Below are 18,871 nucleotides of genomic sequence, written 5' to 3' on the forward strand. Positions count from 1 at the left end.
CCGTGGCGCGAGAGCAACTATACCCAACCTCGCTCCCGTGCGAGACGCACCGCCGCATGACGGTTTTCCGCACCGAGCTTCGTGACGGCCGAGGAGAGGTAGTTCCGCACGGTCCCCGGGGACAGCGCGGCCCGCTCGGCGATCTCCGCGACCGGTGCCCCGTCGGCCGCCAGCTCCAGCACCTCGGCCTCCCGCGCGGTCAGCGGGGAGTCCCCGGCGGAGATCGCGTCGGCGGCCAACTCCGGGTCGACGTAACGGCTTCCGGCGTGCACGGTCCGGATGATCTCGGCGAGCCGCTGCGCGCTGACCGTCTTCGGGACGAACCCCCGCACACCGGCCGCGAGCGCCCGTTTCAGGTGGCCGGGCCGCCCGTGCCCGGTGACGATCAGCACCCGGCAGCCGGGCAGTTCGGCCCGCAGGGATGTGGCGACCTTCACACCGTCGGCGCCCGGCATCTGAAGGTCGAGCACGGCGACATCGGGTGTGTGGGCCCGCGCCATCGCCAGCGCCTCGGGTCCGCTGGCCGCCTCCGCGACGACGAGGAGATCGTCCTCCAGCGACAGCAGCGCGGCCAGCGCGCCGCGGATCAGATGCTCGTCGTCGGCGAGCAACAGCCGTACCGGTGTGCTCATAGCGTGACTTCACTCACTTTCTGCTGCAGTGGCACCTTGGCCACCAACCGGAACCGGGCCTCGGGCACCGCGCCCGCCTCCAGGGTGCCGCCGACGGCCGCGAGCCGCTCCCGCAGTCCCGTGAGCCCGGAACCCCCACCCCCGTCGGGGGTTCCGGGCAGCCCGTCGTTCTCCACCGTCAGCACCGCGTGCCCCTCGAGCACCCGCAGCCACAGCGTGCAGCGCCCGGCGTCCCCGTGCCGCAGCACGTTGGTGGTCGCCTCGCGCACCACCCAGCCGAGCGCGGACTGCACCTCGACGGGCAGCCCCGTCGTCTCCGCGCTGACCTCGCAGTCGATCCCGGCAGCCGTCAACACCCCCTGGGCGCCGGTGAGTTCGGCCTCGAGGTCGGCCTCCCGGTAGCCGCGTACGACGGCCCGTACCTCGCGCTGGGACTCCTGCGCGATGCGCTGCACCTCGATCATCTGCTCCACGGCCTCCGGCCGCCCGCGCCGGGCGAGTTGGACGGCCAGCTCGCTCTTGAGCGAGATCACGGACAGGTTCCGGCCCAGTACGTCGTGCAGATCCCGGCCGAACCGCAGCCGCTCCTCCGCGACGGCGAGCCGGGCCTCGATCTCCCGGGCGCGTTCGGCCTCCCAGAGCACGGACAGGGTCCAGGCGCCGCAACGGCCGGTGATCAGGGAGAAGCCGGTGGCGAAGGCGGTCGTCGTCCCGGTGGCGAACACCCCGAGACCGGTGGGACGCGGGACCGCGAAGACGGCCGTGATCAGCACCGAGAGGCCCCCGAACCGGACCAGGAAGTGCCGGATCGGCACGGTGAGGGCGTACAGCATCCCGAAGGTGGTGAGCACCGCCCCGAGGGCGAGCCGGGCGGTGGACGGATCGGTCCCGCCGACGGCGTGGAGCGCCGCGGTCACCGCGAGCGCCAGGCCGAGAAGGACGGCGGCCCCCCGCTGGGCACGCGGTGGGAGTGCGGCGCGCCCGAGGAAGTGGTCGAGCGCGGGCCGCAGAAGCCGGCCGGCGGCGGCGCACTGCAGCAGGTTCACGGCGATGAGCAGCAGGGCGAGGGCCACCGGCACGGGCTGCCGGTGCAGCCCGGTGGTGAGGGGAAAAAGCAGCCAGCAGAGCGGGAACACCCAGATGCTGGTGTGCCAGGTGATCAGGCTCTGCAGCTCGACGCGCTCCGCCTTGCTCCGCCGCCCCCAGTGCCGCTGCTGCCACCCGCGTATCCGTCCCACCATGCGCGCCCGTCCCCCGTCGCTTCCGTGCTCAGCGCCGCGGTTCCCACCGGAACCGCCGCCGTACAGCAAACACCGCGATGAAGATCCAGGCCAACGCGGTCACGAGGGCGCCCAGTGCCTCGCCGGTGCCCAACTGGCCCGTCCAGCCGCCGCGGACGAGCCGGATCGCCGGGGACAGCGGCAGCAGCTCGCACACGGTGGCCAGCTTGCCCGGCAGGAACTCGGTCGGGACGGTGATCCCGGAGCCGAGCATCGACAGGACCATCAGCGGCATCGCGGTGACCTGGCTGCTCTCCACGGTGCGGGTGAAGGACGAGGTGAACGCGGCGAGCGAGGCACTGACCAGGTACCCGGCCAGCAGCCCGGGCAGGATCAGGTACGGCGCCCTGGGCGCACCGGTGTGCAGCAGGGCCGTGCACCCGGCGCACAGCAGCAGCGCCTGGGCGAGTCCGATACCGAGGGCGGGCAGGGCCGTGCCGGTGAGGATCTCGGCGTCGGTGAGCTCGCCGGTGCGCAGCCGCTTCAGGACGAGTTCCTCGCGGCGGGCGACGTAGGCGTTGACCAGGGAGGTGTACACGGCGAAGAGGAAGGACAAGCCGATCGCGGCCGTCAGCAGGGTGGTGCCGATGGTCAGCCCCTGCTTCCCCAGATCCAGCTGGTCGATGGCCGGCCGCATGCTGAACGGCAGCAGGAGCGGCACGGCCAGCGCGGTGAACACGACACCTCGGTTACGTCCGAGCAGAGCGAGTTCGGCCCGGGCCAGGGCCCACATCCGCCGGCCCGCCGCCCGGCGGCCGCCGGCCCGGCCCGCCGCCCCGGCACCACTCACCCCACCGACCCCGACACCACTTCCCGCACCGGTCCGGACACCGCTCACGTCCTGCCCCTTCCTCTCGCTCCGCCCCCGGCCACCGCCGCCACCTCGTGCTCCGGTCGCGCCGCCGGCTCGGACGGAGACTGCTCCGCCCCCGCCCGCGCTGCCGGCTCCGGGGCCGATGTGTGCCGCGTCTCCGGCAAGGGTTCCGTCCCCGCCCCCGCCCCGCCCCAGGGTCTTGGCTCCGGCTCCGCCGGCACTGCGCCCCTCCGTGTGCGCTCCGCCCCGGCTCACGCCGCCACCGCCTGTGCGTGTTCGTGTGCGATCCCCAGGAACGCCTCCTCCAGAGAAGCCGAGCGCACGTCCAGCCCGCGCAGCTCGATGCCCGTCCGCTCGGCCCAGGTCAGCACGGCGGTCGCGGTGCGCTGGAGTTGGGTCGTCCGCAGCCGTACGACCCTTCCGTCGCTCTCGTGGTCGCAGACGCCGAGGTCGGCCAGGGGAGGCAGGTCGCCGACGAAGTAGCCGTCGGGCAGTTCGAAGGCCATCCGGGAGGGCCGGCCCGCGGTGACCTCGGCCGGGGTTCCGGAGGCCGCGATCCGGCCCTCGTGCAGGATCGCGAGCCGGTCGGCGAGGCCCTCGGCCTCCTCCAGATAGTGCGTGGTGAGCAGCACGGTCGTGCCCGCGTCGCGCAGTCCGCGCACCAACTCCCAGGTGTCCCGGCGGCCTTCCGCGTCGAGCCCGGTCGTCGGCTCGTCGAGGAAGAGCACCTCGGGATCGCCGAGCAGGGCGAGCGCCAGGTCGAGCCGCCGCCGCTCGCCGCCGGAGAGCTGTTTGACCCGCACCCCGTGTTTGCCGGCCAGCCCGACCAGTTCCAGCACCTCCGCCTCCGGCCGGGCCCCGCTCGTGCATCCCGCCCACATCCGGGCGGTCTCGGCGACGGTCAGTTCGGCCGGGAAGCCGCCCTCCTGGAGCATCACGCCGGTGCGGGGGCGTACGGCCGTCCGCTCCCGGCAGGGATCGTGGCCGAGGATCCGGACCCGGCCCCCGGCGGGTGCCGCGAGGCCCTCCAGCAGTTCGACCGTCGACGTCTTGCCCGCCCCGTTGGTGCCGAGCAGGGCGAAGATCTCCCCGCGGGCCACGGAGAAGCTGATTCCGCGTACGGCCTCGAACCCGCCCCCGTAGACACGCCTGAGATCGGTGACCTCAATCACGCGTTCGTGTTCGTCGTAGTGCATGAAGCCAGCGTCCCGGCGTCCGGGCCGGGTCGGCAGTGCGCGCTGTCATCGCCCGGCATGACAAATGTCAGCGGCGCACGGGAAGGTGTCGGAGACACAGGCGCACGAAAAAACCCCGGTCATGATGACCGGGGCTTTCCCTGGAGCGGACGACGAGGCTCGAACTCGCGACCTCAACCTTGGCAAGGTTGCGCTCTACCAACTGAGCTACGTCCGCACTGCCCCCGACCGGCTCCCACCGATCGGTGCGAGCACCAGCCTACCTGATCCACACGAGTGGTTGTGACCGGTGCCAGAGCGGGTGACAGGAATCGCACACTGCGCCTTCCCCCTGGAAGGGGGATGTTCTACTACTGAACTACACCCGCACGATCCTCGGGGTTTCGGTCCTTTCGGCCTCGCCCCTCGGCGTGCTCCAGACATTAGCTGATCAGCAGGGGGGTCGCGCAAGTCGGCTCCCCCTTGTTGCCCGGTATGCCCAAGTGCACGGTCCTCAGGGTCCGCTGACGGGCCCTGAGGACTGCCCCTTCGCGGGCTTCACTGCGCGGCGCTGAAGGCCTCGTAGACCTTCTTGGGGATGCGTCCGCGGGCCGGGACGTCCATCTTGTTGGCCTGGGCCCAGGCGCGGACGGCCGCCGGGTCGGGGGCGACCTCCGTCTGCCTGTACGCCTTGCCGGAGCGCGACCGCTTGCGGCCTGCCTCGACGTAGGGGGCAAGCGCCTTGCGCAGTTTCTTGGCGTTGGTTTCGTTCAGGTCGATCTCGTACGACTTGCCGTCGAGTCCGAAGGCGATCGTTTCCGCCGCTTCCGAGCCGTCGATGTCGTCAAAGAGCGTGACCACGACCTTTTGCGCCACGAATATCGGTCCCTTCGTGCGGCACGTCGATACAGCTCAACGGCGATGACGTGCCGAGTATCGGCTATTGCCAATTCATTTGTACAGTGCTCGGCAATGCAAAGTGAAGCCCGACTAAATCCGTCCGCGTGTCTGAACACAATAGGCGGACGGGGCGGACCGTCGAACTTTCCCAGAACTTTTCACGGCGGTACGGCTTCGACACCCGATCGTGATGCGCCTCACGTAGTTTCCTACAACTCTACTCGCGTAGAAATTTTGTGCGGGTAGTCTGAAGGAACCTGCTCAGCACCACACACCGGGAGTGCCAGTGGCACGCGTCGTAGTCGACGTCATGCTCAAGCCGGAGATCCTCGACCCCCAGGGCCAGGCGGTCCAGCGTGCGCTGCCGCGTCTGGGTTTCGATGGGATCTCGGACGTACGTCAGGGAAAGCGTTTCGAACTGGAAGTTGACGGGCCCGTTGACGAGGCCGCGCTCGCCCGCATCCACGATCTTGCGGAATCCTTCCTCGCCAACACGGTGATCGAGGACTTCACCGTCAAGGTCGAAGAAGTCGCGGAGGCGGCCAAGTGACCGCTCGTATTGGCGTCGTCACTTTCCCGGGCAGCCTCGACGACCGGGACACCCAGCGCGCGATCCGCCTCGCGGGCGCAGAACCGGTCGCCCTGTGGCACAAGGACAAGGACCTCAAGCAGGTCGACGCCGTGGTACTCCCCGGCGGTTTCTCCTACGGCGACTATCTGCGGGCCGGGGCCATCTCCCGGTTCTCGCCGGTGATGGGGACCGTCATCGAGCAGGCGAAGGCCGGCCTGCCGGTCCTCGGCATCTGCAACGGCTTCCAGGTCCTCACGGAGGCCCACCTCCTCCCGGGCGCGATGCTCGGCAACGACCACCTCCACTTCATCTGCCGCGACCAGAAGCTGCGGGTGGAGAACGCGGGCACGGCCTGGACCGGCGACTACCGCCAGGGTCAGGAGATCCACATCCCGCTGAAGAACATGGACGGGCGGTACGTCGCCGACGAGCGCACGCTCGACATGCTCGAGGCGGAGGGCCGGGTCGTCTTCCGGTACCTGGACGTGAATCCCAACGGTTCGCTCCGCGACATCGCAGGCATCACCAACGAGGCCGGCAACGTCGTCGGCCTGATGCCGCACCCGGAGCACGCCACGGAGCCGCTCATCGGCACCGGCCGCACCGACGGTCTGCCGTTCTTCACCTCGATCCTCAAGAAGCTGGTCAACGCATGAGCCGGACGCCCCTGGACACGGTCGAGCACGCGGCCGCGACCCCCGACGTCGAGCTGCCCTGGGCCGAACTCGGCCTGAAGAAGGACGAGTACGAGCGCGTGGTCGAGATCCTCGGCCGCCGGCCCACCGGTGCCGAGCTCGCCATGTACTCCGTCATGTGGTCCGAGCACTGCTCGTACAAGTCCTCCAAGGTCCACCTGCGCCAGTTCGGCGAGAAGGCACCGCAGAGCGACGCGCTGCTGGTGGGCATCGGTGAGAACGCCGGTGTCGTCGACGTCGGCCAGGGTTACGCGGTCACCTTCAAGGTCGAGTCGCACAACCACCCGTCGTACGTCGAGCCCTACCAGGGCGCGGCCACCGGCGTCGGCGGCATCGTCCGCGACATCATCGCGATGGGCGCCAGGCCGGTCGCGGTCGTGGACCCGCTGCGCTTCGGCGCCGCCGACCACCCCGACACCAAGCGCGTCCTGCCGGGCGTGGTCGCGGGCATCGGCGGCTACGGCAACTGCCTGGGCCTGCCCAACATCGGCGGCGAGGTCGTCTTCGACGCCTGCTACCAGGGAAACCCGCTGGTCAACGCCGGTGCCATCGGCGTGATGCGGCACGAGGACATCCACCTCGCCAAGGCCTCCGGCGCGGGCAACAAGGTCATCCTCTACGGCGCCCGCACGGGCGGCGACGGCATCGGCGGCGCGTCGATCCTGGCCTCGGAGACCTTCGACGACGCCAAGCCGAGCAAGCGCCCGGCGGTCCAGGTCGGTGACCCCTTCCAGGAGAAGCTGCTCATCGAGTGCACCCTTGAGGCCTTCAAGGAGAAGCTGGTCGTCGGCATCCAGGACCTGGGCGCGGCCGGCCTGTCCTGCGCCACGTCCGAGCTGGCGTCGAACGGCTCCGGCGGTATGCGCGTGACGCTGGACGACGTCCCCCTGCGCGACTCGACCCTGTCTCCTGAGGAGATCCTCATGAGCGAGTCGCAGGAGCGCATGTGTGCGGTCGTGGAACCGGAGAAGGTCGACCGCTTCCTGGAGATCTGCGCCAAGTGGGACGTGATCGCCACGGTCATCGGTGAGGTGACGGACGGCGACCGCCTGGAGATCTACTGGCACGGCGGCAAGATCGTCGACGTCGACCCGCGCACGGTCGCCCACGAGGGCCCGGTGTACGAGCGCCCGTACGCCCGCCCGTCCTGGCAGGACGCCCTCCAGGCCGACGACGCGAACAAGCTGCCGCGTCCCTCGTCGGGCGAGGAGCTGAAGGACCAGGTCCTGAAGCTGGTCGGCTCCCCGAACCAGGCGTCGAAGAAGTGGATCACGTCCCAGTACGACCACTTCGTGCAGGGCAACACCGTCCTCGCCCAGCCGGAGGACTCCGGCATGATCCGGGTGGACGAGGAGACCGGCCTCGGTGTCGCGATCGCGACGGACGGCAACGGCCGCTACGCCAAGCTCGACCCGTACACGGGCGCGCAGCTGGCCCTGGCGGAGGCGTACCGGAACGTGGCGACGACGGGCGCGAAGCCGCTCGCGGTGTCGGACTGCCTGAACTTCGGCTCGCCGGAGGACCCGGCGGTCATGTGGCAGTTCGCGGAGGCGGTGCGCGGTCTGGCGGACGCCTGTCAGCAGCTGGGCACTCCGGTGACCGGCGGCAATGTGTCCCTGTACAACCAGACGGGCGAGGCGGCGATCCACCCGACGCCGGTCGTGGCGGTCCTGGGTGTGATCGACGACGTCGCGCGCCGTACGCCGGTCGCCTTCCAGGAGGAGGGCCAGCTGATCTACCTCCTCGGCGACACCCGTGAGGAGTTCGGCGGCTCGGCCTGGTCCCAGGTGGTCCACGACCACCTCGGCGGCCTGCCCCCGGCCGTGGACCTGGAGCGGGAACGCCTGCTGGCCGAGATCCTGGTCTCCGCTTCCCGCGACGGCATGATCGACTCCGCGCACGACCTGTCCGACGGCGGTCTGGTCCAGGCGGTCGTGGAGTCCGCGCTGCTCGGCGGCAAGGGCGCGCGTCTGGTCGTACCCGACGGCCTCGACGCCTTCACCTTCCTCCTGTCCGAGTCGGCCGGCCGCGCGATCGTCGCGGTGCCGCGCTCGGAGGAGGTCCGCTTCAACGACATGTGCGGTGCGCGGGGCCTGCCGGCCACCCGGATCGGTGTCGTGGACGGTGAGGCCGTGGAGATCCAGGGCGAGTTCACCCTCACGCTGGAGGAGCTGCGGAAGGCACACGAGGAGACGATTCCGGCACTGCTCGCGTAAGCGGCGGGTCTTCCACGCCGCTGACGGCCTCGCCCGTTCCGACGGGCGGGGCCGTTTCACGTGCCGGCCCGGGCTTCGGAAGCCGCAGGGCGAGCAGCAGGCACAGCGCCATCAGCCCCGCCCCGCACAGGAACACCACGTCCAGTGCGGAGACGTACGCCGTCATGCCCGCCGCACGGTCGGCTGCGCGCAGGGCGGCCAGGGAGCCGACGTCGCCGGGGCCGTCGTAGAGGCGGCTGAGGAGGGTGCCGAACAGGGTGGCACCGAGGGCTCCGCCGAGGGTCTGGAAGAAGCGGATCGCGGTGGTGGCGACGCCGAGCTGGTGGCGCGGCGCCTTCTGCTGGACCAACTGGATCAGCTGGCCGAGGAGTTGGCCGAAGCCGAGGCCGATGAGGAGCATGGCCGCCCGCAGCTGCCACAGGGAGGTGTGGGTGCCGGTGGTGGCCAGCAACAGGTAGGCGGCCGTGCCGACCACCGAACCGCCGATCACGAACGTCCGCTCGGACCAGCCGCGTGCGGTGAGCCGCCCGGTGGCGAGGCCGACCGCCGTGATGCCCGCCGCCATCGGGGCCAGATACAGACCGGCGGAGGAGCTGGTGATGCCCCGGACGAGCTGGAGGTAGACCAGTACGCAGTAGATGGCGCCCGTCATGGCCGCGCCCATCAGCCCCTGGATCACGAACCCCAGGCGCAGCTCACGGATGCGGAACAGCGAGGGCGGCAGGATGGGCTCGGCGGCGGTGAACTGGCGGCGCAGGAAGAGTCCGAGGGCGCTGGCAAAGGCCAGGGCCAGGCCGATGACCTGCGGGGACGTCCAGGCGTACTGCTTGCCGCCCCACTCGGTGACCAGCAGCAGGGCGGTGGAGAACGCGGCGGCGAGCGCGGCACCGGCGAAGTCGATCGAGCACCTGGTGGCAGGACGGGGGAGCTTCAGCACGACCACGGCGGTGGCCAGGGCGGCGATGCCGAGCGGCAGATTGACGTAGAACGCCCAGCGCCAGCTCGCGTGGTCGGCGAGGAAGCCGCCGACCCAGGGCCCCACGGCGATGCCGCCGCCCGCGACGATCCCACCGGTGCCCGCGCCCTTGTTCTTCTTGCCGTCCGGCCCCGCCAGCTGCGCGATCACCACCATCGTGACGCTCATCAGCCCGCCCGCACCGATGCCCTGCACGGCCCGGGACGCGATCAGCCAGCCGATCGACGGGGCGGCGCCGCACAGCGCCGAGCCGCTCAGGAAGGCACCGAGGGCGCCGAGGAAGACCGGCTTGGCGCCGAGGGTGTCGCACAGTCTGCCGTAGAGCGGGAGCATCGCGGCCGAGGCCAGGGAGAAGGCGCTGAGCAGCCAGGGCATCTTGTCGATCCCGCGGTCGGGGTCGAGGTCCCGGACGATCGGGAAGGTCACGGCGGACACGATCTGGGTGTCCAGGACGGCCAGGACGATCGTGATCAGGCAGACGACCAGGCCGATCTTGCGCTGTGTGTCGGTCATGGGCAGTACCATGCCCGGTATTCGTATACTCAGTCAATGTTTTATCCAAGATGAGATTTGGGCCGAGGCTAAAGTTCGTCTTGGTAAGCTTCCCGCATGGCTGAGGCGATGGGTCTGCGCGAGCGCAAGAAGCGGCAGACGGCGATGCGGATCTACCGGGTGGCGGTCGACCTGTTCGCGGAGCGGGGCTTCGACGCGGTGTCCGTCCAGGAGATCGCCGACGCCGCCGAGGTGTCGAAGATGACCGTCTTCAACTACTTCGGCACGAAGGAGGAACTGGTCTTCAAGCCGATGGTGGAGCACTTCTCCGACGCCGCCCGGGCCGTGCGCGAGCGTGCGCCCGGGGAGTCCGCGGTGGCGGCCGTGCGCCGGCAGTTCCTCGCGATGGTGGAGGGGCGCGACCCCGCGGTCGGCCTGCACGGCGAGCCGTTCGCCCGCCGGGTCCGCGCGGTCATCATGGCCACGCCGGTCCTGCGCGAACGCGCCTACGTCGAGTCCGAGAAGGGCGGGCGCGAACTGGCCGACCTGCTCAGCGAGGAGACCGGCGACGCCACGCTGGCGCTGATCACCGCCGCCACCCTCACCGCCGCCCGCAACGCGCTGATCGAGGAACACCACCGCCGGATCGATGCCGGCGAGACCGTCGACCAGGTGGCCGCCGACGCCGCCCAACGCGCCCGGCAGGCCTTCGACCTGGTCGAAAAGGGCCTGAAGGACTACGCGGTCAGGGCATAGGCTCACCGCCATGCCCCCGGCCAAGAAGCGCGCCCGCAGCTACGACCCCGCCAGGACCCGTGCCGCGGTCCTCGCCCAGTTCGGACATGTCCGGGAGGCCGTTCGCGACCTCACCGAAGAGCAGTTCGCGCTGCCCACCCGGCTCGGCGAGTGGACCGTACGCGACCTGGTCGCGCACATCGGCATGGCACTCACCGCGATCCACCGGGCGCTCGCCCTGCCCGAGCCGCCGAAGGCGGACGCCGTCCTGCTCGACTGGCCCTTCGCCACCGCGGCCAACGCCGCCGCCATCGACGCGTTCACCCGGGAGATCGCCGCCGAACACCCCGACCCGGACCTCTACCTGGCGGACATCGAACAGTCCCTGCGAGCCCTGCTCGCGGAGCACTCCGGCACCCGGATCCTCCAGACGAGCGCCGGTTCGCTGCCCCTGGACGACTATCTGGTCACCCGTACCGCCGAGCTCGTCGTCCACACCGACGACCTCAACGCCGCCGTGCCCGGCCTGGACGTGCCGTTCGACCGTCAGGCCCTGGCCGCCGCCACCCGGCTGCTCGCCGACGCCCTGGCCGTCAAGGCGCCCGGCGGCTCCACCGAGGTGCGCGTGCCGCCGTACGCCGTGGTGCAGTGCGTCGAGGGGCCCCGGCACACCCGCGGCACCCCGCCCAACGTGGTCGAGACCGACCCGCTGACCTGGATCCGGCTCGCCACCGGGCGCCTGACCTGGACGGAGGCCCTTGAGGAGGCCCAGGTGAGGGCCGGCGGGGAGCGGGCGGACATCGGGGGACTGCTGCCGCTCATGTCGTAGCGGCCGCCCACGTCGCGGGGCCGGACAGCGGAACCGGTCGTACCGCCGGTCCGTCGAACCCGTATGAACCGGCACAAGCAGCGCATGACCCTGACGGCGGCAGCCGTGCTCGTCCCGCTCACGGTGGCCTGTGGCATCGGAAAGGCGGACAGTGGTCCGGTGAGCGTCCAGCAGTCACGGGTGACCGGCATCGACTGGCGGGTCGACAGCCTCACCGCCGGCGACACGACCCGGCACGCGCCCGCCACCGCCCGCCTCCGTGTCGACGAGGACGGCAAGGCGGCCGGCAACCTGGGCTGCAACCACTTCAGCGCCCGGGCCACCGTGCACGGCGACCGGATCACCTTCGGCGACCTGCGCACGACCAGGATGGCCTGCGCCCCGGACCGCATGGAGTTCGAGCGGGCCCTCGCCCGCGCACTCACCACGGGCACCCTCGTCGCCAAGACCGACGCCGGGAAGCTCACGCTCACCGACGGCGACGGCGATCGCATCCACCTCAGCCGCAGCGCGCCCGCATGATGTGCGACGCCTCACTCGCACACCCGTCGAAAGGCGCCCGCGACCGCTGCGGGGCTGGCCCTCCACGGCCGCCCGCGGACCCCCGAAACCGCGCTGGCCAGCGCAAACGCGGAAAGCCACAAGGTGATCGCGACCGCTGTACCGGTGACGGCCACGCATCCCCAATTCGGACCAGTGGTCGATCTCGCCTACACTCGGTGGCGTGCCACGTGGTGACGGTCGACTCAATCACGATCTGCTTCCCGGCGAGAAGGGCCCCCAGGACGCTTGTGGCGTCTTCGGTGTCTGGGCTCCGGGTGAAGAGGTCGCAAAGCTCACGTACTTCGGGCTCTACGCCCTCCAGCACCGGGGTCAGGAATCCGCGGGAATCGCGGTCAGCAACGGCTCCCAGATCCTCGTCTTCAAGGACATGGGCCTGGTCTCCCAGGTCTTCGACGAGACCTCGCTCGGTTCGCTCCAGGGTCACATCGCGGTCGGACACGCCCGCTACTCGACCACCGGCGCCTCCGTGTGGGAGAACGCCCAGCCGACGTTCCGCGCCACCGCGCACGGCTCGATCGCGCTCGGCCACAACGGCAACCTGGTCAACACGGCGCAGCTCGCCGAGATGGTCGCCGAGCTGCCCAACGACAACAACAGCCGCTCCACCCGGGTCGCGGCCACCAACGACACCGACCTGCTGACGGCGCTGCTGGCCGCCCAGGTCGACGAGGACGGCAAGCCGCTGACCATCGAGCAGGCCGCCCACCAGGTCCTGCCGAAGGTGCGGGGCGCCTTCTCGCTCGTCTTCATGGACGAGCAGACCCTCTACGCGGCCCGTGACCCGCAGGGCATCCGCCCGCTGGTCCTCGGCCGTCTGGAGCGCGGCTGGGTGGTCGCCTCCGAGTCCGCCGCCCTGGACATCTGCGGCGCCAGCTTCGTCCGCGAGATCGAGCCGGGCGAGTTCATCGCCGTCGACGAGAACGGCCTGCGCAGCTCCCGATTCGCAGAAGCGAAGCCCAAGGGCTGTGTGTTCGAGTACGTGTACCTGGCCCGCCCGGACACCGACATCGCCGGCCGGAACGTGTACCTCTCCCGCGTCGAGATGGGCCGCCGTCTCGCCAAGGAAGCCCCCGTCGAGGCCGACCTCGTCATAGCGACCCCGGAGTCCGGCACCCCGGCCGCCATCGGCTACGCGGAGGCCTCCGGCATCCCCTTCGGCAGCGGCCTGGTGAAGAACGCCTACGTCGGCCGGACCTTCATCCAGCCCTCGCAGACCATCCGCCAGCTCGGCATCCGCCTGAAGCTGAACCCGCTGAAGGAAGTCATCAAGGGCAAGCGCCTGGTCGTCGTCGACGACTCGATCGTGCGCGGCAACACCCAGCGGGCCCTGGTCCGCATGCTCCGCGAGGCCGGCGCCGCCGAGGTCCACATCCGGATCTCCTCGCCGCCCGTGAAGTGGCCCTGCTTCTTCGGTATCGACTTCGCCACGCGCGCGGAGCTGATCGCCAACGGCATGACCATCGAGGAGATCGGCACCAGCCTCGGCGCCGACTCCCTCGCCTACATCTCCATCGACGGCATGATCGAGGCGACCACGATCGCCAAGCCGAACCTGTGCCGCGCCTGCTTCGACGGCGAGTACCCGATGGAGCTGCCGGACCCGGAGCTGCTCGGCAAGCAGCTGCTGGAGACCGAGCTGGCGGCCGGTCCCGCCGCCACGGCCGCGGCCGACGCGATCCGCCGCCCGTAACACCCTGCAGTACGACACGAAAGCTCTCACAGTCATGTCTGAGACAACTGGTGCCAGCTACGCAGCGGCGGGCGTCGACATCGAGGCGGGCGACCGCGCCGTGGAACTCATGAAGGAGTGGGTGAAGAAGACCCGGCGCCCCGAGGTCCTCGGCGGCCTCGGCGGCTTCGCCGGGCTCTTCGACGCCTCCGCCCTCAAGCGCTACGAGCGCCCGCTGCTCGCCTCCGCCACGGACGGCGTCGGCACGAAGGTCGACATCGCGCGCCGTATGGGCGTCTACGACACCATCGGCCACGACCTGGTCGCCATGGTCATGGACGACATCGTGGTGTGCGGCGCCGAGCCGCTGTTCATGACGGACTACATCTGCGTCGGCAAGGTGCACCCCGAGCGCGTCGCCGCCATCGTGAAGGGCATCGCGGAGGGCTGTGTGCTCGCCGGGTGTGCCCTGGTGGGCGGTGAGACGGCCGAGCACCCGGGCCTGCTGGGCGAGGACGACTTCGACGTCGCGGGCGCCGGTACGGGCGTCGTGGAGGCCGACCGGCTGCTCGGCGCGGATCGCATCCGTAAGGGTGACGCGGTGATCGCCATGGCGTCCTCCGGGCTTCACTCGAACGGGTACTCCCTGGTCCGCCACGTCCTGCTGGACCGCGCCGGCCTGGCCCTGGAGACGGAGGTCGCGGAGCTCGGCCGCACCCTCGGCGAGGAACTGCTGGAGCCCACCAAGATCTACTCGCTGGACTGCCTCGCCCTGACCCGCACCGCGGATGTGCACGCGTTCTCGCACATCACCGGCGGCGGGCTCGCGGCCAACCTGGCCCGCGTCATCCCGGACGAGCTGCACGCGACCGTCGACCGCTCCACCTGGACTCCGGGAGCGATCTTCGACCTGGTCGGGAAGACCGGGAACGTCGAGCGCCTGGAGCTGGAGAAGACCCTCAACATGGGCGTCGGCATGATGGCGATCGTCCCCGAGGAGTCCGTCGAGGTGGCCCTCGCCACCCTGGCCGACCGCGGTGTCGACGCATGGGTGGCCGGCGAGATCATCGAGCGGGGCGAGAAGGAGACCGGCGCGGAAATGGTCGAGGACTACGCCGGCTGAACCTGCGGGTAGCACAGAAGCCGGTCGGTGGCAGTGCCACCGACCGGACGAGTGCTCAGTGCAAGGTCAAGCGCCGCGACGATGTTGTGAGGGACCGTCGTCTTCATCCTCGTCGTCGTCCTCATAGAGGTCGGCGTAACGAGAGTAAAGATCGTCCTCTTCATTCTCATCGTCCTCGAACGGCTCGCTGTTCGGCGGCTGGCTCGAAGTCGATGCGCCCAGTTCACTGGCCAGCCGTGACAGGTCAGTCCCACCGCTGTTGTACTTCAGCTGGCGGGCGACCTTCGTCTGCTTGGCCTTGGCCCGGCCGCGCCCCATGGCTCGACCCCCTCGGTGACGGGGCTTGGTGGCCCCAGAGTCTGACACGCGTTCATGATCTGGAACGGACCCTCCGCAGAGAGGCCGGTCCGTAGGGCTTCCACGGTACCTGAGCCCGCGCCCATACGGTACGTCGCCCGCAGCACGCGCGTGTGCACAGGACCCTCGAGGAGCCCTGTCCTCGCTGGTCAGTGGCGATTTTAACCACTTATCGGGGAACGACCCGCCGGGGGAAGTGAGAGTTCTCTCTAAGTTCCCGCCGACGGGTACCGCTCACCTGTGCGACCGGGTCAGTGCGCAGCGTGTCCCGCGCGGGCCTCGGCCATCCGCTGCTCGGCGATCCGGTCGGCCGCCGCGGCCGGCGGAATCCCGTCTTCCTTCGCACGTGCGAATATGGCCAGCGTGGTGTCGAAGATCTTCGCCGCCTTCGCCCTGCACCGGTCGAAGTCGAACCCGTGCAGCTCGTCGGCCACCTGGATGACGCCGCCGGCGTTCACCACGTAGTCCGGGGCGTACAGGATCCCTCGGTCGGCGAGGTCCTTCTCGACGCCCGGGTGCGCGAGCTGGTTGTTGGCCGCGCCGCACACCACCGTGGCGGTGAGCGCCGGGACGGAGTCGTCGTTCAGTGCGCCGCCGAGCGCGCAGGGGGCGTAGATGTCCAGCCCCTCGACCCGGATCAGCTCCTCGGTGTCGGCGACCGCCGTCACACCGACCGGGTACTGCTCGAGGATCCGCTGGACGGCGTCCGTGCGCACGTCCGTGACGACGACCTCGGCGCCCTCGTCGCGCAGGTGCTTCACCAGGTGGTGGCCGACCTTGCCGACGCCGGCGATGCCGACTCTGCGGCCGCGCAGCGAGGGGTCGCCCCACAGGTGCTGGGCGGAGGCGCGCATGCCCTGGTAGACGCCGAAGGCGGTGAGCACCGAGGAGTCCCCGGCGCCGCCGTTCTCGGGGGAGCGGCCGGTGGTCCAGCGGCACTCGCGGGCCACGACGTCCATGTCGGCGACATAGGTGCCGACGTCGCACGCGGTGACGTAGCGACCGCCGAGCGAGGCGACCATGCGGCCGTAGGCGAGCAGCAGTTCCTCGGTCTTGTCGCGCTCCGGGTCGCCGATGATGACGGCCTTGCCGCCGCCGTGGTCGAGGCCGGCCATGGCGTTCTTGTACGACATGCCGCGCGCGAGGTTCAGGGCGTCGGCGACGGCCTCGGCCTCGGTCGCGTACGGGTAGAAGCGCGTGCCGCCGAGGGCCGGGCCCAGGGCGGTGGAGTGGATGGCGATCACGGCTTTCAGGCCGGTCGCGCGGTCCTGGCAGAGCACGACCTGCTCATGGCCGCCCTGGTCCGACTGGAACAGGGTGTGCAGGACATCGGCAGGTGCGCCGATTACGTCGGTCACTGTGGTGACTCCTGTGTAAAGAGCGGCGGGTGGGGTTGGACCCCGTACGGGTGGCGGGGTGCCGTGGCATGAGCGTAGAGCCTTGGCGCGACCACCATTCGTGCAGTGTTCAGGATCACTCTCCCGGGCCTCTTGTGCACGCATGACCGTGGCACGATTTGCAGTGGTTTTGCAGCGGTTTTCGAGCGGGGCCCGATGGGGAGGGAGCAGGCGTGCCGAAGGTGTCCTCCGTGGTCGTCCCCTATGCCGCGTACCTGCGCGTGTACGAGCCGCTGGGCGCCTTCCCGGAGCCGGAGCGCAGCCACTGGACGCGGTACGCCCGCCGCCCCGACCGCCCCTCCTGTCAGGACGAACTGCGCCGCTCCCTGGCCGACTTGCTGCCCACCCCGCCGGTCGCGGTGCCGGTGCACGAGAGCAGCGACGCCTTCGTGCTGGAGGTCGACGGGGTGGTCTGCGTGTGCCCGTGGCGGACCCGGCTGCGCGGCTGGCAGGCGCTCGGCGAACTGGCGGAGGAGCTTCCGGCGTCGGTCCTGGACGCGGTGCTGCCCCCCGTCGTACGCCGCCAGGCGGCCCAGGACTACGAGCGCTGGCTCGCCCGCAACCCCGACGCCCGCCCGTGGATCCGCACGGCGACCTGGCAGGTGCCGCTGAACTGGTTCGTGCTGGTCTCCGACGAGGAGCGGCGGTACGAGAAGGGCACCGCGGAGGTGCCGCCGGTGCTGCGCTACCGCACGCCCATGGTCCAGGCCCGGCGGCGGGTGGCGCGGGGGCTGCGCACGCTGAAGGACACCGTCGAGGAGGGGCCGCTGATCGACGGCCTGCTGGACGTCGGCCGCTGGCTGGAGGAGTTCCACCCGCGCTCGCTGGTGGAGCTGGACTACGGCGGCCTGGTGCATGTGCTGCCGGCCGGCGAGCTGGAGGGCGACCACTCGGCGGCGGACGTGGCCGAGGCCGTCGAGGCGCTGCGCCGGGGTGACGGGGCGGCGGCCGGCGAGGTCTATGTGCGGCTCGTGGAACGGTGGCGCTCGGTACGGGACCGGCGTTCCGCGAACTGAGTGACGTAAGCGAGTGACGTACGTCACGGCTCGAACGGCGTCGAACGACGTACGGTCTACGGCACTTGCCCATCTGACGGGACGTTGGTCCCGATCTGGACTTTTGTCCCAAGCGTGATGGACGGCACTTACAAGAGCCTTGCCCTAAGTGCCGCCCCTCATGCCAAAATAGGACAAGGAGTCCGGGGAGGGCTCCCTCCGTCCAACTATGCTCCACGGTGGGCGGAATCTCAGCATTGCACGCTTTGGGGGGTCTGGTGACTCCTGATCGCCCTGTGACTGATCGTCACAGTGGCGTGACTGTCCGCTATGGCATGGTCCATCGGCTTCCGTCGCTGATGAACACCTGGGAGGGCAATTCCATCGGTTTGGCCGACGCGGCTGGACAGATGGTGTAGTTGTAGTGCCGAGGACAAGCCGTTCGTCCTATAACCGACTCGACTCGCGTCCGCCATTTCGGGCAACGCGGGTCAAGGTGCAGAATTTAGAGGAAAGAACCGAGAAGGTTCGGTTCTCCCGAGGAGGCCGCTCATGACCGCTCGCACCCCTGATGCCGAGCCGCTGCTGACCCCGGCTGAGGTCGCCACCATGTTCCGTGTCGACCCCAAGACGGTCACGCGGTGGGCGAAGGCCGGCAAGCTCACGTCCATCCGTACGCTCGGCGGGCACCGCCGCTACCGCGAGGCCGAGGTCCGCGCTCTTCTCGCGGGCATCCCGCAGCAGCGCAGCGAGGCCTGACAACCGCATAACCGGGCAATACGGCTGGTCCCCCAACTCGCCGAGGCGCCCGGAACCCTAGCTCCAAGCGACGCGGGCCTGCCCCAACAGGCCCCTCGCCCAGGCCGAAGAGAACGTTGTAGGCAGCGACACAGGGTGCGTCGTAGATCGCGCTGGACTCCGCCGGGTCCAGCGCGATCTTTTTTGTGCGCTGGTCGGGTGGCGGGTGAGCCCCTGTGAGCGGCCTTGTCGGAGTCTGGGAAGGGCTGTCGGAACCGCTGCGCATGACCCATGGGGCCGGTGCAATTGCACATATTAAATTGACCAGTTGTAGGGCAGGGGTAAGTACCGGCCTTTCAAAAACTCATGCGGTGACTCCCGTCACACGGCGCGCCGGTTGTTGCCGACGGCGTGTGTGCGCTAATGGAGTGCGCTGTTCCAGAGTCCCCCGCATGGCGGGCTGTTGGGACCGGCGTTGGTCATGCGCTGCGGGGACTTTCGTCCTCGGCTTCCTCGTCGCCCGGTTCCGGGACCAGGGGGCCGGCGTCCATGGCCAGCCGCAGCAGGTGGTGGCAGATGGGGCAGTGGCGGGTGAGATGCCGGTAGGACGAGGCAGCCGACAGGTGCGCCCTCAGCAGCGCCCGCGTCTCATGCCTGGCCGATGCCGCCATACGCCACCTCCGCGGACCGCACAGGGGAACGGGGCCCTGGTC

19 protein-coding genes and 2 tRNA genes are annotated in these 18,871 nt (G+C 70.2%); 10 read left to right on the top strand and 11 right to left on the bottom strand.

All coding sequences use genetic code 11. The features are described from left to right. Positions 1 to 17 precede the first annotated feature (17 nt). From ACZ7GZ_RS30325 to ACZ7GZ_RS30355, 7 genes are all read right to left on the bottom strand, one after another. Positions 18 to 632 carry a response regulator gene (locus ACZ7GZ_RS30325; RefSeq protein WP_471029020.1) on the bottom strand — a complete coding sequence of 205 codons (615 nt, stop codon included), beginning with the start codon at positions 630 to 632 and terminating at the stop codon, positions 18 to 20. Further along, complete coding sequence (locus ACZ7GZ_RS30330; RefSeq protein WP_471029022.1) at positions 629 to 1,873, bottom strand: sensor histidine kinase; 1,245 nt, start codon at positions 1,871 to 1,873, stop codon at positions 629 to 631. Before ACZ7GZ_RS30330 ends, ACZ7GZ_RS30325 begins: the two co-directional genes overlap by 4 nt. Before the next feature lie 28 nt (positions 1,874 to 1,901). Beyond that, on the bottom strand, positions 1,902 to 2,645 hold the full coding sequence (locus ACZ7GZ_RS30335) for an ABC transporter permease (protein ID WP_471029058.1): 744 nt from the start codon (positions 2,643 to 2,645) through the stop codon (positions 1,902 to 1,904). Positions 2,646 to 2,977: 332 nt separating this feature from the next. Further along, the gene (locus ACZ7GZ_RS30340) at positions 2,978 to 3,922 is read right to left on the bottom strand and encodes an ABC transporter ATP-binding protein (RefSeq protein WP_471029023.1); all 945 of its coding nucleotides are present in this window, start codon (positions 3,920 to 3,922) and stop codon (positions 2,978 to 2,980) included. A 141-nt stretch (positions 3,923 to 4,063) separates the two neighbouring features. Further along, positions 4,064 to 4,139: transfer RNA gene (locus tag ACZ7GZ_RS30345), tRNA-Gly, on the bottom strand. A gap of 79 nt (positions 4,140 to 4,218) precedes the next feature. Next, positions 4,219 to 4,290 (bottom strand) — tRNA-Gly (locus tag ACZ7GZ_RS30350). 169 nt (positions 4,291 to 4,459) lie between these two features. Continuing rightward, complete coding sequence (locus ACZ7GZ_RS30355; protein WP_351208694.1) at positions 4,460 to 4,777, bottom strand: histone-like nucleoid-structuring protein Lsr2; 318 nt, start codon at positions 4,775 to 4,777, stop codon at positions 4,460 to 4,462. Between the two features lie 310 nt (positions 4,778 to 5,087). On the opposite strand from ACZ7GZ_RS30355, the gene purS reads away from it, so the two are divergent. The 3 genes from purS to purL are packed head-to-tail and all read left to right on the top strand — an operon-like array spanning position 5,088 to position 8,283. Next, entirely contained in the window at positions 5,088 to 5,351 is a 264-nt protein-coding gene (gene purS, locus ACZ7GZ_RS30360; protein ID WP_007383088.1) for a phosphoribosylformylglycinamidine synthase subunit PurS, read from the top strand. Then, on the top strand, positions 5,348 to 6,028 hold the full coding sequence (purQ, locus tag ACZ7GZ_RS30365) for a phosphoribosylformylglycinamidine synthase subunit PurQ (protein ID WP_471029024.1): 681 nt from the start codon (positions 5,348 to 5,350) through the stop codon (positions 6,026 to 6,028). The genes purS and purQ overlap by 4 nt, the downstream gene beginning before the upstream one ends. Continuing rightward, entirely contained in the window at positions 6,025 to 8,283 is a 2,259-nt protein-coding gene (gene purL, locus ACZ7GZ_RS30370; RefSeq protein ID WP_471029026.1) for a phosphoribosylformylglycinamidine synthase subunit PurL, read from the top strand. The genes purQ and purL overlap by 4 nt, the downstream gene beginning before the upstream one ends. Here the strand turns inward: purL and ACZ7GZ_RS30375 are convergent. Beyond that, complete coding sequence (locus ACZ7GZ_RS30375) at positions 8,225 to 9,772, bottom strand: MFS transporter (RefSeq protein WP_471029027.1); 1,548 nt, start codon at positions 9,770 to 9,772, stop codon at positions 8,225 to 8,227. The two genes, purL and ACZ7GZ_RS30375, sit on opposite strands and share 59 nt — an antisense overlap. A 96-nt stretch (positions 9,773 to 9,868) precedes the next feature. Here ACZ7GZ_RS30375 and ACZ7GZ_RS30380 point away from each other — a divergent pair, with 96 nt between their 5' ends. The 5 genes from ACZ7GZ_RS30380 (at position 9,869) to purM (ending at position 14,671) form a co-directional block, all read left to right on the top strand. Continuing rightward, complete coding sequence (locus tag ACZ7GZ_RS30380) at positions 9,869 to 10,507, top strand: TetR/AcrR family transcriptional regulator (RefSeq protein ID WP_471029028.1); 639 nt, start codon at positions 9,869 to 9,871, stop codon at positions 10,505 to 10,507. 10 nt (positions 10,508 to 10,517) lie between these two features. After that, positions 10,518 to 11,315 (top strand): maleylpyruvate isomerase family mycothiol-dependent enzyme, encoded by a 798-nt coding sequence (locus ACZ7GZ_RS30385; protein WP_471029029.1) that lies wholly within the window; start codon positions 10,518 to 10,520, stop codon positions 11,313 to 11,315. Positions 11,316 to 11,399: 84 nt separating this feature from the next. Further along, positions 11,400 to 11,837 (top strand): META domain-containing protein, encoded by a 438-nt coding sequence (locus ACZ7GZ_RS30390; RefSeq protein WP_471029030.1) that lies wholly within the window; start codon positions 11,400 to 11,402, stop codon positions 11,835 to 11,837. A 202-nt stretch (positions 11,838 to 12,039) separates the two neighbouring features. Next, positions 12,040 to 13,569: an amidophosphoribosyltransferase gene (purF, locus tag ACZ7GZ_RS30395; protein WP_471029032.1), complete on the top strand. Its 1,530-nt coding sequence runs from the start codon at positions 12,040 to 12,042 to the stop codon at positions 13,567 to 13,569. Positions 13,570 to 13,603: 34 nt separating this feature from the next. After that, positions 13,604 to 14,671, top strand: a complete 1,068-nt coding sequence (gene purM / locus ACZ7GZ_RS30400) for a phosphoribosylformylglycinamidine cyclo-ligase (RefSeq protein WP_471029033.1) — start codon at positions 13,604 to 13,606, stop codon at positions 14,669 to 14,671. A 66-nt stretch (positions 14,672 to 14,737) separates the two neighbouring features. Here the strand turns inward: purM and ACZ7GZ_RS30405 are convergent, their stop codons facing one another. Together ACZ7GZ_RS30405 and ACZ7GZ_RS30410 are read right to left on the bottom strand one after the other, a co-directional pair. After that, positions 14,738 to 14,989 carry a DUF3073 domain-containing protein gene (locus ACZ7GZ_RS30405; protein WP_069780012.1) on the bottom strand — a complete coding sequence of 84 codons (252 nt, stop codon included), beginning with the start codon at positions 14,987 to 14,989 and terminating at the stop codon, positions 14,738 to 14,740. A gap of 290 nt (positions 14,990 to 15,279) precedes the next feature. Further along, a complete protein-coding gene (locus ACZ7GZ_RS30410) occupies positions 15,280 to 16,386 on the bottom strand; it encodes a Leu/Phe/Val dehydrogenase (protein ID WP_471029034.1) in 1,107 nt (368 codons plus the stop codon). Positions 16,387 to 16,598: 212 nt separating this feature from the next. Between ACZ7GZ_RS30410 and ACZ7GZ_RS30415 the strand changes: the two genes are divergently transcribed. Next, a complete protein-coding gene (locus tag ACZ7GZ_RS30415) occupies positions 16,599 to 17,441 on the top strand; it encodes a DUF8083 family protein (protein WP_471029036.1) in 843 nt (280 codons plus the stop codon). Between the two features lie 531 nt (positions 17,442 to 17,972). Next, positions 17,973 to 18,179 carry a developmental transcriptional regulator BldC gene (gene bldC, locus ACZ7GZ_RS30420; protein WP_003949541.1) on the top strand — a complete coding sequence of 69 codons (207 nt, stop codon included), beginning with the start codon at positions 17,973 to 17,975 and terminating at the stop codon, positions 18,177 to 18,179. A 458-nt stretch (positions 18,180 to 18,637) separates the two neighbouring features. On the opposite strand, the gene ACZ7GZ_RS30425 is transcribed toward bldC, so the two are convergent. Next, positions 18,638 to 18,829 (bottom strand): DUF6274 family protein, encoded by a 192-nt coding sequence (locus ACZ7GZ_RS30425; RefSeq protein ID WP_471029038.1) that lies wholly within the window; start codon positions 18,827 to 18,829, stop codon positions 18,638 to 18,640. Positions 18,830 to 18,871 lie beyond the last annotated feature (42 nt).

It is taken from the genome of Streptomyces sp. NPDC037288, from assembly GCF_055603265.1.